The organism is Mesorhizobium sp. M9A.F.Ca.ET.002.03.1.2 (genome assembly GCF_003952365.1).
GTDB lineage: Bacteria > Pseudomonadota > Alphaproteobacteria > Rhizobiales > Rhizobiaceae > Mesorhizobium.
In genome coordinates this window covers 6326825-6342727 of the sequence record NZ_CP034443.1, presented here as the reverse complement: position 1 = coordinate 6342727, position 15903 = coordinate 6326825, and the positions used below count along the sequence as shown (strand labels likewise).

15 protein-coding genes are annotated in these 15903 nt (G+C 63.6%); 7 read left to right on the top strand and 8 right to left on the bottom strand.

Annotated features, from left to right (window positions below; all coding sequences use genetic code 11):
• Positions 1-16: 16 nt before the first annotated feature.
• Entirely contained in the window at positions 17-922 is a 906-nt protein-coding gene (locus EJ066_RS30880) for a tagatose-bisphosphate aldolase (RefSeq protein WP_126043640.1), read from the bottom strand.
• A 276-nt stretch (positions 923-1198) separates the two neighbouring features.
• On the opposite strand from EJ066_RS30880, the gene EJ066_RS30875 reads away from it, so the two are divergent.
• The 5 genes from EJ066_RS30875 to EJ066_RS30855 all read left to right on the top strand — a co-directional run bounded on the left by EJ066_RS30875 (position 1199) and on the right by EJ066_RS30855 (position 6271).
• Positions 1199-2104 carry a sugar-binding domain-containing protein gene (locus EJ066_RS30875; RefSeq protein WP_126043639.1) on the top strand — a complete coding sequence of 302 codons (906 nt, stop codon included), beginning with the start codon at positions 1199-1201 and terminating at the stop codon, positions 2102-2104.
• 495 nt (positions 2105-2599) lie between these two features.
• The gene (locus EJ066_RS30870) at positions 2600-3580 is read left to right on the top strand and encodes an ABC transporter substrate-binding protein (protein WP_126043638.1); all 981 of its coding nucleotides are present in this window, start codon (positions 2600-2602) and stop codon (positions 3578-3580) included.
• 102 nt (positions 3581-3682) lie between these two features.
• The gene (locus tag EJ066_RS30865) at positions 3683-4744 is read left to right on the top strand and encodes a ribose ABC transporter (RefSeq protein WP_126043637.1); all 1062 of its coding nucleotides are present in this window, start codon (positions 3683-3685) and stop codon (positions 4742-4744) included.
• The gene (locus tag EJ066_RS30860) at positions 4737-5492 is read left to right on the top strand and encodes an ATP-binding cassette domain-containing protein (protein WP_126043636.1); all 756 of its coding nucleotides are present in this window, start codon (positions 4737-4739) and stop codon (positions 5490-5492) included. The genes EJ066_RS30865 and EJ066_RS30860 overlap by 8 nt, the downstream gene beginning before the upstream one ends.
• Before the next feature lie 524 nt (positions 5493-6016).
• Positions 6017-6271 carry a DUF768 domain-containing protein gene (locus EJ066_RS30855; protein ID WP_126043635.1) on the top strand — a complete coding sequence of 85 codons (255 nt, stop codon included), beginning with the start codon at positions 6017-6019 and terminating at the stop codon, positions 6269-6271.
• Between the two features lie 49 nt (positions 6272-6320).
• On the opposite strand, the gene EJ066_RS30850 is transcribed toward EJ066_RS30855, so the two are convergent.
• From EJ066_RS30850 to EJ066_RS30840, 3 genes are all read right to left on the bottom strand, one after another.
• Positions 6321-7454, bottom strand: coding sequence for a P1 family peptidase (locus EJ066_RS30850; protein WP_126043634.1), 1134 nt, complete (start codon positions 7452-7454; stop codon positions 6321-6323).
• 71 nt (positions 7455-7525) lie between these two features.
• On the bottom strand, positions 7526-9091 hold the full coding sequence (xseA, locus tag EJ066_RS30845) for an exodeoxyribonuclease VII large subunit (protein WP_126043633.1): 1566 nt from the start codon (positions 9089-9091) through the stop codon (positions 7526-7528).
• Between the two features lie 74 nt (positions 9092-9165).
• The gene (locus EJ066_RS30840) at positions 9166-10122 is read right to left on the bottom strand and encodes a LysR substrate-binding domain-containing protein (RefSeq protein WP_126043632.1); all 957 of its coding nucleotides are present in this window, start codon (positions 10120-10122) and stop codon (positions 9166-9168) included.
• 231 nt (positions 10123-10353) lie between these two features.
• Between EJ066_RS30840 and EJ066_RS30835 the strand changes: the two genes are divergently transcribed.
• Positions 10354-10644: a DUF1127 domain-containing protein gene (locus EJ066_RS30835; protein WP_126043631.1), complete on the top strand. Its 291-nt coding sequence runs from the start codon at positions 10354-10356 to the stop codon at positions 10642-10644.
• A 347-nt stretch (positions 10645-10991) separates the two neighbouring features.
• Here EJ066_RS30835 and EJ066_RS30830 read toward each other — a convergent pair whose 3' ends face one another.
• From EJ066_RS30830 to EJ066_RS30815, 4 genes are all read right to left on the bottom strand, one after another.
• Positions 10992-11984: a DUF937 domain-containing protein gene (locus EJ066_RS30830; protein WP_126043630.1), complete on the bottom strand. Its 993-nt coding sequence runs from the start codon at positions 11982-11984 to the stop codon at positions 10992-10994.
• A gap of 104 nt (positions 11985-12088) precedes the next feature.
• Entirely contained in the window at positions 12089-13462 is a 1374-nt protein-coding gene (locus EJ066_RS30825) for a glutamate--cysteine ligase (protein WP_126043629.1), read from the bottom strand.
• A gap of 206 nt (positions 13463-13668) precedes the next feature.
• Complete coding sequence (locus EJ066_RS30820; RefSeq protein WP_126043628.1) at positions 13669-14403, bottom strand: 16S rRNA (uracil(1498)-N(3))-methyltransferase; 735 nt, start codon at positions 14401-14403, stop codon at positions 13669-13671.
• A 31-nt stretch (positions 14404-14434) separates the two neighbouring features.
• Positions 14435-15082: a hypothetical protein gene (locus EJ066_RS30815; RefSeq protein ID WP_126043627.1), complete on the bottom strand. Its 648-nt coding sequence runs from the start codon at positions 15080-15082 to the stop codon at positions 14435-14437.
• Between the two features lie 87 nt (positions 15083-15169).
• Between EJ066_RS30815 and EJ066_RS30810 the strand changes: the two genes are divergently transcribed.
• Positions 15170-15868 (top strand): type 1 glutamine amidotransferase, encoded by a 699-nt coding sequence (locus EJ066_RS30810; protein WP_126044112.1) that lies wholly within the window; start codon positions 15170-15172, stop codon positions 15866-15868.
• Positions 15869-15903: the final 35 nt, after the last annotated feature.

Below are 15903 nucleotides of genomic sequence, written 5' to 3'. Positions count from 1 at the left end.
TGTGAGTGCGGACTAGCTAAGCTGCCTTCTGCCGGTAGTTTCCGATCACCGCCTGGAGCTCGCGCAATCTCGACACTGCAATGGTCTTAAGCCTTTCACGCTGAATGTCACGGTCAAGCGAAATGCAGTCCTTCCACAGCGACCGGCCGGCGATGACGCCCGATGCGCCGTTCTTCATCGCGATCTCGACCTGGCCAAGGAAAGTCTCGTGGTTGACGCCGGCGGACAGGACCGCCCACGGCACCTCGCCAGCCATGCTGGTGATCCTGGCGCAGGCTTCCGGCGTTCCGGGATAGGGAAGCTTGAGCACCTTTGCCCCGCATTCCAGTGAAATCCGGGTGCCTTCTTCGACCAGCCAGGGGATCTTGGCCGTATATTCCTCAAGGCTTTCCCCTTCGACTTGATAGGTCAGGAACTCGACGACGAGCAGGAGGTCCTCTTGCCCGAAGTCGGCGATGCATTGGCGCAAAATGGCGACATTGTGCTCATTCGCCTCCGGCCGGTCGGCCCTGAGATAGACCATGATCTTGCCGCCGGTGCCGCCGAGCTCGCGGACGCGGCGCGCGTCGATGTCGGGAACGAGGCGCGACAGGCGGTAGCCGGCGGGCGAGACGTCGAAGCCCGAGGCGTCGAGGCCGATGAGCAGGGCCGTATCGCGGTTCAGCACCCCTTCGTCGACAACCCGCGGCACCGCGCAGAGCGGGTCGAGTAGCACGCAGGATGCCTGGCTGGCGAGGTATCGCGTGATGTCCGATTTGGTGTCGCCCAGCATGTCGTTGGTGATCTTGGCCTGTTCCGCAGGGTCCGACGCAAGCAAGGTCCGCATGCCGCCGCGCTGGTCACAGGCGATGGCCATCATTGCCCCGTCTTTGCCGCATATCTGCTGGTAGCCGCGCAACTCCGCAGTCGTCATCTTTGTCATGGTCTTTGTCCGATGTTGGCGCCCAAGGGCGCGGATCCGTGGAACAGGAAAGGCTTCAGTTTTCCCTGCCCGTCGCAGGGAGGTTTTTGCCGCTTGATGTACTGTCGAACCGAGAAAAGTAGCCTCACCCGCAATGTGCCGTTGCAACGAGCCTACGTTGCGAGTCTGCCGAATTTGCGCGATAACTCCCATCGGTCGACGGGTCTGTAACACATTGCTGAAAGGAATTGCAAGCTGTCTGTCCCTCCCGCACAAGATGTTGCCGCATCGCGAACGATGCTGCATACGGTCGCCAAACTGCATTACGAGGCGGAGATGTCGCAGGTCGATATCGCGCGGCGGCTCGGCGTCTCCACCGCGACCATATCGCGTCTCCTGCAGCGGGCGAGGGCAGAGGGCATTGTGCGGATCGAGGTTCTTGATCTTGCAACGCCCGAGGGCATCACCACGCAGCTGATCGACGGACTAGGACTTCGCGACGCGGCGGTCATCGAAACGCCGGCGGCGGGTGCGTTGACGGCGTTGGCTGCACCGCTAGGCGCCTTGCTCAAGCAAGCGGACCTGACAGCCGGCTCGGTGGTCGCCATCGGCTGGGGGCGAGCCATCCGCGAGGTGATCCGTGCCGGTCTGCCGCGCATTCCCGGCGTTCTCACCGTCGCCGCCACCGGCGGCATGCAGCAGCAGGCGCCGCATTTTCAGATCAACGAGTTTGTGCGGCTCGCCGCCGAGGAGTTCGGCGGGACGCCGCATTTCATCCATGCTCCCTATCTGCCGTCCTCCGAATTGCGTGAGGTCTTCCTTGGCGATGCGGCCATCCGCGACAGCGTCGCGCTTTGGGACCGGACCGACGTTGCAATCGTCGGCATCGGCCTGCCCCATGCCATCAATCCGCCCGAGGCGAGCGCGGCCACGCTGAGCGAACAGGCCCTGTTTCATGCGGCTGGAGACGTCATCCGCCATTACTTCGATGCCGAAGGCACCCTTATCCCATGGGAAGGGGAGGGTCGGATGATCGCAATGTCGCCGGCCCAGCTTCGAGCTGTTCCCCTGGCGATCGGCGTTGCCGCCTCGCCGGAGAAGGCGACGGCAATCATCGGTGCAGTTCGCGCCAGGCTTATCAACGCTCTGATAACGGACACGAAGACGGCCCAGGCCATCCTCGAGGCTGTCTCGCCCCGATAGCGGTGTGCGCCGATACGCGACGTCGGCACGCCTGATCGATCCCAAACTGATCCCACCGAAGGCGGCTCGCGACCCCGGCGCAAATCATCGGTTGTGTCTTCAAAGGGTTGGGTCAATAGTCTGCGCACGGGGATCTGCGGAGCAGACAGATGTTGTCCGATTTGAAAGCGTTTCGGCCCCGGAAATACCCGGTTGCAATTTCTTTCAGCAAAGTGTTACAACCTTGCAGCTAGGCGCGCATGCGCGCCGAGCGGCGCTGTTCTCTGGACCTTGCGGAGGCTAGGAACGGGACTGCGCGCATCCGGCTGGTCGGGTTCGACCGGCTGACCTAACCGACTGGCTGACCTAACGACTGGGGCGCTTGGGAGGAGCTGCCCATAACAGCAAGCAGGCGAGATCGTTTCTCGCCGTCGGCGCTTCATCTAGCCGGAACGAATTGACGGTCATTCCGATGTCAGTCGCAACGGCAAATCTGCCAACAATGAGGAGGATGTTATGAAGAAGATTGTTGCCGCGCTCGCGGCTCTCGCCATCTGCGCAACAGCGCTGATCACGCCGGCTTTGGCGCAAGACAAGAAGTTCACCATTGCTCTAGTTCCGGGCCTTACCACCGACGGTTTTTACATCACCATGCGCAAAGGAGCCCAGGCGGCGGCCGATGCTCTTGGTGTGAACCTGGTTTTCCAGGGCGCCCCGGATTTCAATCCGGTAACGCAAGTCCCCGTGCTTGACGCGGTCATTGCCAAGAAGCCGGACGCCATCCTGATAGCGCCGACCGACAAGGTTCAATTGGTCGAGCCGCTCCGAAAGGCCAATGACGCCGGCATTCCGGTGATCACCGTCGACACCTTCATCGGCAGCGGCGCTTACCAGACCGGCGCCGGCGAGGCGGATTTCCCACTGTCCTACATTGCTTCGGACAACATTCTGGGCGGCGAGATCGCCGCGCGGGCATTGGCCAAGGCCATAGACGGAAAGGGCAAGGTCTACGTTTCGAACGTCAAGCCTGGCATTTCGACCACCGACCAGCGTGAAGAGGGCTTCAAGAAGGAGATGGCGGCCAACCATCCCGACATCACCGTTCTCGAAACCCAATTCAACGACAACGACGCCAACAAGGCGGCCTCCCAGCTACAGGCCGTGTTCGCGCGCAATCCCGATCTCGTTGGCGTGTTCGGTGCAAACCTTTTCTCCGCGCTTGGCGCGGCGAATGGCGTCCAGCAGGCCGGGCAGACTGGCACCGTCAAGGTCGTGGCGTTCGACGCGCCGACCAGCATTGTCGACAACATCAACACCGGCCTTGTCGACGTAGCGATTGCCCAGCATCCCGCGGAAATCGGCTATTTCGGTGTCATGTCGGCCTATGCCCACCTGACCGACCAGTCGATCCCGGTTGCGATCGGCACCGGCTTTACGATCATGGACAAGTCCAACATCGCTGATCCGAACATCTCGAAGTACCTTTATTCCGAATGAGTCCAAACCAGCTTGGTCTTCTTCCGGCCTGCCGGGAGGAGACCTGTGCCGGGTCTCCCAGGGACCTGTTGACGGAGGCCGCGCCGCGGATCGGAACCATCAATGACTTCAACATCGCCAACCGAGCAAAGCGAAACCCATGTCGCCCCTCAGGCCGACCACGGTGATCCGGCCAGGACTTGGCTCAGACGCATCGCCGAGGGGCGCGCCTGGCTGTTCCTCGCCGGCCTGATCATCTGTTTCGAGGTTTGGTCGAGGCTCTCCTTCGGCGCGACCTTCATGCTCAATCCGTTCAACCTGCAGTCCATTGCGATCTTCGCCGTGGCGCCGTTGCTGCTGGCGACCGGACAGACATTCGTCATCATTTCGGGGGGCATCGACCTCTCGCTGGGCTTCATCATGGGCCTTGCGGCCGTCGTCGCGGCCCACGCTACGAACATGGCGGGAGCCGCAATCCCGCTGCCACTGGCCATGCTGGCGGGTATTCTGGCGGCCGTGATTGTCGCAGGGGTGCCTGGCGTCATCAACGGATTGCTGATCTCACGCCTGAGAATTCCCCCTTTCATCGGCACGCTTGGCATGTTCGGCGTGGCGCGCGGCGCTGCTTTCCTGATGGCCGGCGGCACGACGGTGCCGGTCCAGAATTCCTGGTTCGCGCTGCTCGGCAACGGCAGGTTCTACAGTGTGCCTTATCTCGTCATCATTGCCGCCGTTTTCGTCGTCGTGATGCACTACATCCTGAGCCAGACCCGGTTCGGCCAGCACAATTACGCTATCGGCGCCAACGTGCAGGCGGCGCGTCGTGCCGGCATCGACATCAGGGGCCATATCCTGCGCCTCTATGTGCTTTCGGCGATGTGCGCCGGCCTCGGCGGCGCGCTCTATGCAGCGCGTTTCGCCGCGGGCGCGGCCCAGGCCGGCGAGCCCTTGCTGCTCGACAGCGTCGCAGCGGTGGTGATCGGCGGCGCCAGCCTGTTCGGCGGCTCCGGCACTATCTTCGGGACAGTCGCCGGCGCCTTGGTGATCGCGGTCATTCAATACGGGCTGGTTTTCGTCAATGTCGAGCCGTTCTGGCAGTTCATCGCCGTCGGCCTCGTCATCATTATCTCCGTTCTTATCGACCAGGCGCAGCGCCGGTTCAGTGGAGCTCGCCAGGATGAATAGTTCAGAACAAACCACACCCCTTCTCGAAGTCCGACACCTTTCCAAGCATTTTGGTGCTGTCCGGGCACTCAATGATTTCTCCATGGTCGTGCGGCCGGGCGAGGTGGTGGCCCTGGCGGGCGACAACGGCGCCGGCAAGACGACGCTGATCAAGGCGATATCGGGCGTCTTTCAGCCGACAGGCGGTGAAATTCTGCTGAGGGGGCAGCCGGTGACATTTGCGACGCCGCATGAGGCACGCGAAAAAGGCATCGAAACCATCTATCAGGATCTCGCTCTCGCCGACAATTTGTCCATTGGCGCCAACATCTTCCTCGGCCGGGAACCCATGCGCAAGGCCTTCGGCTTCTTGCCGGTGCTCGATCGCGAGGCCATGGCCGTCGCCGCCAAGCAGACCATGGGGCGGCTGGATTTCCATGTCAGCCGGCTCAACGCCCCGGTCAGCAATTTCTCCGGCGGTCAGCGGCAGGCTGTCGCCATCGGCCGGGCCGTCTATTGGGACGCGCAGATTCTGATCATGGACGAACCGACCGCGGCCCTCGGCGTGCCCGAACAGCGCAAGGTCATTTCGCTCATCCACCAGCTCAAGGCGCAAGGGCGGGGCGTGATCTTCATCTCGCACAATCTCCAGGATATTTTCGCCGTTTCCGACCGCATCGTCGTGCTGCGCCGCGGCGTCCAGGCCGGCGAGCGCAAGATCTCGCAAACCAACCATGACGAAGTCGTCAAGCTCATGGTTGGCGGATAGGCCGGGATTTTCGATCGATACTCACTTCCCGAGCGAATCCTTGGTGAGCGTGCTGAGGGGCCATCAGGCATGCCGGGACCTTTGCGAATCGCTGCAAGTCGGGGTCCTTCGCCGCGACGGAAAGAAGCAGGATGGCGAGCAGGGTCGACATTGCATGAGGATGTCCCTATATAGCGGCGGCTTCGACGGCTCATCACGATTTGTGCCGGTGAGAGTGCCGTGGATGCGCTACGTATTGTGACACCTATTGTGATGCAAATCGGCCTTGAGGCCGGGAAAAGCAAACAGAAACAGTATCTCAGGGTCGCAAGCGATCCAGCCAGCGGTAGCGGTTTCCTCGAGAACTAGAATCTCCTCAAGAATTAGAACGTGCTCTTGAACCTTCGATTTCCTTCAGCTCTGTGGAGCTTGGACAAGATCGGCTTGCCGGGTGACGACGACTCGGTTGGAATGGGAGCATGCATCTTTTCGGGGACGCTGATGTTTATGATTACCAACCGGCGCAGCCGCCAGGGAACAGCAGTATGAGTGAACACGCGATCGAGTTCTTGCAGGAGTGGATCGGCGAAAAGGTCCAGTGCCAGTCCTCGCTGGACAGGATCGAGGACCAGGCCGAGACTCTCGCCAAGGAATGCGCCGCCAAGGCGGCCGAGGCCGGCATACCGCTGGAGGATATCCAGGAAGAGGTCGGCGACATTCAGGAGCTTATCGCGTCGAAGCTGGAAGAGGCGGCCGAAGCCGACCAGGACGAAAAGAATTCGGATAGGCCTGACGAGTGATAAGCCGGACCCGGCGAGGACCTACGCGACGCGTGTGACGCATGCCGTCTTACGTCCCCCGACCTGCACCGAATTTACTCTTGAGCCATGCCTTCGGCAGCGCCGGCACGAAATTGCCGTCGCGCCCGGTCATGTCGTCGTTGGCGACCAGCGCATTGAGGATCGCTTCCTCCACACCTTGGATCACGGCGTCGAAGAACGGATCGATGTCGGTATCCGGGATGAAATCGGCGCTGGCGATCTGGCCTGACGGCGCCAGTGCCGCCTCGGAATTGGCGGTCGAAAAGGCCAGGAAAATGTCGCCCGAGCTATGATAGCCGAACCCGCCGGTCATGGCGACGCCGAGCGGCACCCGGCGGGCCAGCCGCTTCATCTGATGCGGCAGGAACGGCGCATCGGTGGCGACGATCCCGATGATCGAGCCCTTTTCGGCGCGCGGCGTGCTTTCGCGGATCGCCGGTTCCACGAGATCGGGCCCGGCGCGCAAGCCGCGAATGGTGAAATTGCTCCGCTCGCCGAAATTCGCCTGCACGAACGCGCCAACCGTGTAGCGCCGGCCTTGCCGCTCGACGATGCGCGATGCCGTGCCGGAGCCAGCCTTGAAATCGAAGGCGATCATGCCGGTGCCGCCGCCGACGCTGCCTTCCTCGATCGGTCCGCTGGTCGCGCCATCGAGAGCCATGGCGACATGCTCGAACCTGAGATGGTGGCCGTTGATGTCATTCAGGAAACCGTCATAGGTTTCCGCCGCCACCGGCAGGCCCCAGGCGCTGTCGAGCGCGGCCGGCAGCACGCCCTGCATCCAGCGCAGTGTTCCATCGCGTGAAACGCCGCAGGAATGCGTGTTGGTGATGGTGATCGGAAAATTGAAGGCACCGGTCTCTTCGATGATGTACGAGCCGGTCAATTCGCCATTGCCGTTCTGGCTGAAGGTGCCGGCAAAAACCGGCGTGGCCAAGTCGGCGCGCGGTCTGGGCAGGATGGCGGTCACACCGGTGCGCACCGGCCCCTTGCCGACCGCCAGCGCACCGTCGCCCGAAATCAGGGTCGAGTAACCGACCGCAACGCCAGGCACATCGGTGATGGCGTTGAACGGTCCGGGCGTGCCGTCAAAACTTATGCCGAAACTTCTCGCCCGCGGCCTGCCGGAAAGCGTCCTCTGGTGATGCGGATTGTCGGTCATTCGCGCTCGGGAATTATGGGCATTCGGAAGTCATAGGCATTCGGAAGTCATGCGCCGGGAATCATCGGCACTCAGAACAGGGAACCTTGATTGCCGGGCTCTTTGGCTTTGGCGGCCGGCTTTGCACTTGTCTTCGGCCGTGCGGCACCGCTGGTCGCAACCGCATCGGCGGTTCCGTCGGCGAACTCCAGCGAAAGTGCCATGCCCGACACCACGTCCGCCGCCTGCTTGATCACAGCGCCGTCGGCGTCTTTCACCAGGGCAAAGCCCCGCGCCAGCACCGCCTTGTGCGACAGCGTCGCCAGCAGCCGGTCGGCCTGGGTCAGTTTCCCGCGCAAGCGTTCGAGCCGTACGGAAATTACCCGGTCCTGTCGCCGTGACAACGCCGCCAAGGCATCTCCCTGCAACTTCTGCCGCCTCGCGATCGGCGCGGGCGACAGCCGCACCGCCGTGCGCGAAAACCGCGTTCGCCGCTCGCGCACGATGGCGAAGAACGCCGCTTGCGCGCGAGCGAGATCACGGCCTGCCAGTGTGCGGGCCTCGTTCATGCGTCGCGACAGAGTGGCCGGTGTCAGCCGCTGGCCTTGAAGCCGGGCCCTCTTGCGGTCGATGCTGACGGACAGCGCCCGGCCAAGCCGGCTCGTCGCCTCATCGAAGCGCCGGCGCGGCAACGCCAGCAACTGGTCGGGCGAGGGCAGCGCACGGGCAGCTGCACGCACCGCCTGGCGCTTGCGTTCGAAATTGCGCGATGCCGCGGTCTTGAGCCGCGCGCCAAGGCCGGCAAGCGTCACTTCGAGGTCGGCGCGCACGGGCACGGCGATCTCGGCGGCCCCCGTCGGTGTCGGCGCCCGCACATCCGCCGCCAGGTCGATCAGCGTCCAGTCCGTTTCGTGGCCGACGGCGGAGATCACCGGAATGCGAGAGGCGGCAACGGCGCGGGCCAGCGCCTCGTCATTAAACCCCCAAAGGTCCTCGAGGCTGCCGCCGCCACGGGCCACGATCAACAGGTCGGGGTGCGGGATGGCGCCATCCCATGGCAGCGCGTTGAAGCCGTTGACGGCGGCGGTCACTTCCTTGGCTGTCGTCTCGCCCTGCACCCGCACCGGCCACACAAGCACATGCAGCGGGAACCGGTCCTTGATCCGATGGATGATGTCGCGAATGACGGAGCCTGTCGGCGAGGTGACGACGCCGATGACGCGCGGCATGAACGGCAGCAGGCGCTTGCGGCCGGCATCGAACAGGCCTTCGGCCTGCAGCCGGCGCTTGCGCTCTTCCAGCAGCGCCATCAGCGCCCCGGCGCCGGCCGGCTCCAGATTGTCGATGACGATCTGGTAGTTGGACTTTCCAGGGTAGGTGGTGAGCCGGCCTGTGGCAATCACCTCCATGCCCTCTTCGGGGCGGAATTTCAGCCGGCCCATCGTGCCCTTCCACACCACGGCGTCGAGCCGCGCGCGGTCGTCCTTCAGGCAGAAATAGGCATGGCCGGAGGAATGCGGCCCGCGATAGCCTGAAATCTCGCCGCGCACCCGCACATTGCCGAAAGCATCCTCGACGGTGCGCTTCAGCGCGCCGGAAATCTCGCTCACCGTGTATTCGGCGGCATTGGTGCGTGATTCGGATACTGCGTCGCTCATGGACCGATTGGGGGGCGGTTGTGCGTCCGCGTCAAGTCGGCTGTGTTCGGTGCCGGTCCAAATTGCGGGGTCCTTCACCAGCCCGGCAGGATCTGGTTCGGCTTGGTCCGCTTCATCTTCGAAAAGGCGAGTGCTGCGAAGTCGAAGGTTCCCGTCTCATCGCCGAGCGGCACGGAAATATTGTCGAGGCTTTCCGAAATGTGACGGGCCAGCGCGTCGACGATCTCCGGGCGCGACGTCTGACCGCGCATGATGCCGATACGGCAATCGGGCAGGGTGCCGAACCCGTCGGCGTCGCCCAGAACCCGCATGCCGGGCCGCAGCGCGCATTCCGGCAGCACCGAGATCGCCAGGCCGGAAAGCACCGCGGCGGTGATGACGGTGGCCGAGAAGCTGGTGAACAGGATGCGGTAGTCGCGGTTCTGCCGGTCGAGAACGTCGACGGCGGCCCGCCGCCAGATGCAGTTCGGCCGGCCGAAGGCCATCGGCAACGTGTCTTGCTCATGTGTCGCGTGGTTGGCCGAGGTGACCCACAGCAGCGGTTCGCGCCGCACCACTTCCGACTGGCCGTGCGCGTCATTGTGCGTCACCAGCGCCAGATCGAGATTGCCGCGCTTGATATGCTCGACCAGCCCCGGCGTCGGCTCGCAGATGACGGTCAGCTCGACACGTGGATTGGAACGGGCGAAGCGGGCCATGATCTCGGGCAGGAAGCGATCGGCGTAGTCGTCCGGCGTGCCGATGCGGATCGTGCCTTCGAGCCGCCGGTCGTCGAAGGCGGCCAGCGTTTCGCGATTGAGAAACAGCAGCCGTCTTGCGTAGGAGAGCAGCCTGTCGCCATCCTCGGTCAGCTTGTTGGTGCGCCCGTCCTTTTCGAACAGCGGCTTGCCGATCCGTTCCTCCAGCCGGCGCATCTGCATCGACACCGCCGACTGGGTCCGATGAACCTCTTCTGCCGCGCGGGTAAAGCTGCCGGTGTCGACAATCGAGATGAAGGTCTGCAACTGATCGAGATCGAGTGGCGCTTTCATCGGTCCAATCCATCACCAGTGTTGATGCTAAAGATTAGAAACATTCGTTGGATTAATCAATCGCACCGTGGCAAATTCTCAGTTGTCCACATGAAGGCAATGCATGTCGCCTAAAGTGGTCACCGGTTTTAGGACGACGACATGCACCTTTTTAAGTGAATCGGGACCCGAACGGCCGCTGTCGCCAGCGCCGATCGCCCATCTTCGTCCATCGGAATGAAGGAGACCGACATGGCTACGTTAGATTTCGCCACCGAGACCCCGCGCATCACGTCGCGTCCGGCCGTTGCGACGCGTGTGGTCAACACCATCTCCAACGTCTATCGCGCCTGGAAAAACCGCCGCGCCTTCTATCGCCTTGGCGATATGTCGGACGCCGAACTTGCCGACATCGGCTTGACGCGCGCCGACCTTCACGTCGCCATCGATGTGCCGTTTGGCCGCGATCCAACCGAGAGGCTTCGCGCCATCGCGACCGATCGCACTGAGACGATCGAGGATATTGCCCGCAAGGTGACCTGAGCGCGTTGCTGTTTCTGTGGCGTTGAACCTTTTTGAAGTTCGACGTCACCAAGGATTATCGCAGGCTCCCACTCCCTGCCGGATCCCCTCCGGCCCGCCTGCATCCTGCCCGGTCCCAGAGGACCGGGCATTTTTCCTCAACTTCGTCATCCTTGGGCGTAGCGACGCGAAGCGGAGCGCAGACCCAAGGATCCATCCCGGTGACCTCAGCCGAGGATGCAGCGGAGCAGAATTTTGCACCGCAGCGGCGCTCTCAAATCACGGCATGGATCCTGGGGTCTGCGCCGCGTCGCTTCGCTCCTTGCTCCGCCCCAGGATGACGACGCCGCGTGGGTCAGCGACAAGCCCTACCGCCGATCCATTCCTCTCTTGAACTGATCGAAGATCGATTCCACGCCCTTCTGGTAATCGTCGCGCTGTTGCGCGCCCGTCTCGAACATCTTGCCGAACAAATCGTCGAACGGATTCCTTGGCCTGCCGCTCGGATTGGCCTGCGGCTGGGGCGCTTGGGGTTGCGGAGGCGCCTGACGCGACTGCGGCTGAGGCTGCTGCGCGCCGCCGCCGAACATATCCTGCAGCACCTTGCCGAGCGGATTGTCGCCATAGGGGTTGGGTGCCTGCTGCGGCTGGCTTTGCGGCTGCTGCGCGCCGCCGCCGAACATATCCTGCAGCACCTTGCCGAGCGGATTGTCGCCGTAGGGATCGGGCGCCTGCTGCGGCTGGCTTTGCGGCTGCTGCGCACCGCCGCCGAACATGTCCTGCAGCACCTTGCCGAGTGGATTGTCCATCGGGTTCGCGGGTTGTGGCGCCTGGCGCTGCTGTGCTGCCGGCGGCTGTCCACCGGCCTGCCGCATCATCTGCTCGATGATCTCGCCGAGCGGATTGCCGCCGCCGCTGAATCCGCCGGCTGCCTGCATCTGATTTGTGGTCTGGTTGAACAGGCCGCCCATCATCATCGAAGCCACGGCCGGCAGCATCTGCTGCAAGATCTGCTGGCTGACGCCGCTCGCCTGCGCAGCCTGGCTGGCAACGGCGCGGGACAGGTCCTTCGAGCCGAACAGATGCCCCAGAATGCCGTTGCCTTCATCGACGCCCTGCGGCGAGAAAGCCCGGCTTGCGTCCTCGAAATATTTGGCGTGCTGGCCGCTGGCCATTGCCGTCATGAAGGAGCCGAGCCCGTAGGGGTCGGACGTGTTGCGCTTCAGCCCCTGTGAAAAGGCCGGCAGCAGCGCCTCGACCGCCGATTGCGCCTGCTGCTGCGAAAGCCCGAACTGTTGGGCCAGAGCCTGCATGCCGTTGCCGTTCTGGGCCTGCGCCAGAATGTCGAACAAGGAAGGCATTGGTTTTCTCCTCGGGAAAATTCTCGTGGAGAGAGCCTAATTCGTTTCCATTTCTGATTGAAGCGACTTTTCCCGAGCGACAGGGTCACGCGGATAGCGAACGGTTAATACGCATATTCCATGAACACCGGCTCGATCGAGCCGCCCCAGCGCGTGTGATAGGCGGAGAGCAGCTCCTCGGCGCTGGTGGTGCCGCGCGCCACGACTTCGTCAAGCGTGCTGAGGAACGAGGTTTCGTCGTAGCCGTCGCGGTTCTTGCGGTCGCGGTTCTTCAGCCCCATGCGCGAGATGACGAGCGCCTCGCGGGCGATTTCGCGCAGGCTCGTGTTGCGGAACGGCGCCGAAATGCCCTGTTCCGGCACGGCATTGCGCATCGCCAGCACCTCCTCATAGGTCCAGCTCGAGGTCAGCGCCTCGGCAGCGTCGAGCGCCGCCGCGTCGTAGAGCAGCCCGACCCAGAAGGCCGGCAGCGCGCAGATGCGCCGCCACGGCCCGCCATCGGCGCCGCGCATTTCAAGGAAACGCTTCAATCGCACGTCGGGGAACAGCGTCGACAGATGGTTTGCCCAATCGCCCATCGTCGGCAGCCCGTCGGGTACCTCGTTGCGGGCCGCACCCGCCATGAACTGGCGGAAGGTGACATGCGTCATGTCATGGTAGCGGCCGTCGCGGATGACGAAGTACATCGGCACGTCGAGCGCCCATTCGACATAGTCGGCGAAGCCGAAATCGGGCGAGAAGCAGAATTCGAGCAGGCCCGAGCGCTGGTTGTCGGTGTCGCGCCAGATGTCGCCGCGCCAGCTCTGCAATCCGTTGGGCCGGCTCTCGGTGAAGGGCGAGTTGGCGAACAGCGCCGTCGACAGCGGCTGCAGCTTCAGCGACACCTGCATCTTGCGGCGCATGTCGGCCTCGCTCTCGAAGTCGAGATTCACCTGGATGGTGCAGGTGCGGTACATCATGTCGAGGCCCTTGGTGCCGACCTTGGGCATGTAGCGCGTCATGATCTCGTAGCGCGATTTCGGCATTTTCGGCGTCTCGGCGAGCGACCATTTCGGGCTGCCGCCGAGGCCGAGGAAGCGGATGCCCATCGGCTCGGCGATCTCGCGCACCTGCGCCAGATGCGCATTGCCTTCGCGGCAGGTCTGGTGGATCGTCTCCAGCGGCGCCCCGGACAGTTCGAACTGGCCGCCGGGCTCCAGCGAGATCGCGCCCTGGCCGGTCGGCTCGACCAGGCCGATGATGCGGCCGGCATCCATGATCGGGTCCCAGCCGAGTTTTTCCTGCATGCCTTCGAGAAGGGCGCGGATGCCGCGCTCGCCGCCATAGGGCACCGGCGCATTGCCGTCGACATAGAACGGGAACTTCTCGTGTTCGGTGCCGATGCGCCATTTGTCGCGCGGCTTGTTGCCTTCGGCCAGATGCTCGACAAGCTCGTCGACGCCTTCGATGGGCCGGAAATCGGTTGTGTCGCGCGCCATGAAAAGCCCTCTCGGCGCAGGACCCCGAAAATCGACATCGATTTTCGCTGGGGATCATGCGCCAGCCCAAAAGTGCTACAACGTCCTGTGCGCGTCCGAAAGGACACGCGGCGCTGCAGGCGGTCGGACGACCGCCGGCGCTAGATGGACGAAATGTCAGTAGACGATCAAGCGAAAAATCCTGAGCCACGGGTAACTGGAATTGATCACCAATCCCCGATTGTTGCCTGTATCACCGCCAGCGCCGCCACCGCCGCCGTGTCGGCGCGCAGGATGCGCGGACCGAGCGGAATGGCCGTGACGAAAGGCAGCGCCCTCAGCATCCTTCGCTCCTCGTCGGAAAACCCGCCCTCGGGCCCGACCAGCAGCCCGAACTTCTTCTCCCGCACCGCTTGCAGCGTGGGCAGGGGATTGTTGGTGGAGGCATCCTCGTCGCAGAAGATCAACCGCCGCTCCTTGTCCCAGCCTGTCAGCAGGCGTTCGAACTTTTCCGCTTCGCGCACCTCCGGCACCGCCAGGATGCCGCATTGTTCGGCGGCCTCGACGACATTGGCGCGCAGGCGTTCGATGCCGGGCTTTGCCACTTGCGTGTGCTGGGTGACGACCGGCTGCAGGATGCCGGCGCCCATCTCGACCGCCTTCTGCACCAGATAATCGAGCCGGCCCTGCTTCAGCGGCGCAAAGCAATAGACGAGATCGGGCAGCGGCGGCTGCGGCCGCTGCAGGGTCAGCACCTTCAGCCGCGCCGCCTTTTTCGATTTCGCGGCGATTGCCGCCGACCACTCGCCGTCGCGGCCGTTGAACACCAGGATTTCGGCGCCTTCGCCGAGCCGCAGCACATGCATCAGGTAATGGCTCTGCTGCGGGCTCGCCTCGAACTCGATATCCGGTCCGAGGTCGTCCGGCACGAACAGCCGCTGCATCTTGTAATTGGCGCGCATCGCCGAGGAATGAGCGAGCCCGCTTCCGGCGTCAAGCCTCGGCGGAAGGATGCCACACCGGTTCGTAGCCTTGCCTCAGCACGGAAACGGTGGTGGTCGGCGTGAGCAGGCGGATTGCACGGTCGGCAAAGCCCTTAAACCCCACCGGATCGCCATAGCCCGCGAACGACCAGCGTAATGCCTTGCCGCCGCGCATCGCGTAGGCGTTGCCGCCGTCCGCAACCATGGCGCCGTCCGGCAAACCGGCAAGGTCTTCCGCGGATACCACCGGTGCCCGTCCACCCGCCGCCGGCCGCTCCTTGTGCAGCCGCTTGTCGACATGCGGCGCTCTCGGCTCGGCGATGCCGAAGGCCGCGCCGAAGCGCTGGACGAAGTCGCTCGCCCGCTCGCGCCGGCAGAAGAAGCAGGGCCGATGCCCGGCCGAGAGCGCCGTCACTTCATCGAGGAAGAACAGTTCAGTCCAGCCTGCTTTGCCTGCTGGTCTGTTTCTGCCCATCGGCTCGCGCCGCACGTCGCCGAATTCGCAGACGCAGATGATCCAGGCATGCAGCGCCCAGCGCTTCTTCAGCAGCGTCTTCGTTTCGGGGTCATGGATGATGCCGCGGTTGCCCATGAACAAGCCGCGTTCGGGCACGGCGTGGATCACCCCGAACGGGTCGACCCGGTTCTGCAGTGGCATAGCTTTCTCCCCGAACACGCATCTTGGCTGGAATGATGGCGGCATGATATCGCTCGTCGCATCATTTTCATGTCAGCAGGTTTTTCGATGCGGGTGCTGGTGGTCCAGAATTTCGACAGTGAGGGCCTTGGCCAGATCGGCGCGGCACTTGTCGAGGCGGGCGCCGATATCGACCTGCGCCGGCCCTATCGCGGCGAGACGCTGCCGCGGGACGGCGATGCGCACGATGCCATGGTCGTGCTCGGCGGCGCCCAGAACGCGCTGGATGACGAGATATGCCCGTATTTTCCTGGACTGCTCGACCTGACGCGCGATTTCGCGAACAGGGATCGCGCCGTGCTCGGTATCTGCCTTGGCAGCCAACTGGTCGCGCGCGCCTTCGGCGGCGAGAACCGGATCGGCGGCGCCTCTGAATTCGGCTGGCACGAGGTTTCGCTCACTCCGGCTGCAAAGACCGACCCGGTGCTCGCGGCGCTGCCCGAAAATTTCCCGATCTTCGAATGGCACGACGACACTTTTGTCTTGCCTGAAGATGCCGTGCGGCTCGCCGGCAATACCGTCGCCGAGAACCAGGCGTTTCGCATCGGCCGCGCCGTCTATGGCTTTCAGTTCCACTTCGAGGCGGACCGGCCGATGGTCCGCGACTGGAGCAGGACCTTCGCCCCGCTCATAGCCGAGCGGCATCCGGACTGGAACGACCGGCTCGACGACGAAATGGCCCGCAACGGACCGGATGCCGATGCCGCCGGCCTGGCCATCGCCCGCGCCTGGGTGGCGGCGATCTGAGGCTTGCCGGTATCGACGTTGCATATTTGGCACGC